This window comes from Chromohalobacter sp. HP20-39 (genome assembly GCF_033052815.1).
In the GTDB taxonomy this organism is placed as follows: domain Bacteria; phylum Pseudomonadota; class Gammaproteobacteria; order Pseudomonadales; family Halomonadaceae; genus Chromohalobacter.
Map to the genome: position 1 here is coordinate 1 of NZ_JAWHTP010000887.1, position 256 is coordinate 256.

Here is a 256-nt window from a genome sequence, read left to right on the forward strand (position 1 = left end):
TCGAGGCTGTCACTGCGATCATGGACCGCGGCGGCCTATCGGCCACGACGATGCTCGCCGTCACGGATGCGGTCAGCTGGCATGCCCAATATGGCGGCGGAATGCCTGGCGACGCAGCGAACCGTTTCCTCGACGGCCTTCCTAACGACCGAAGCTTCCGTCTGCGCGCAGCGATGGTTGACCGTGCCCGGTTTGCCTTTCGCGGGCAGATCCCCCGTGAGGCGGAAGAGGACGACGTCGAGAAGTGGCTGCCGGC

Annotated in this window: 1 protein-coding gene; it reads left to right on the plus strand. The window is 66.0% G+C overall.

Annotated elements, in window-relative coordinates:
- Positions 1-256: hypothetical protein (locus RVY79_RS20520; protein ID WP_317466434.1), on the plus strand; the 256-nt coding region annotated here is incomplete at both ends.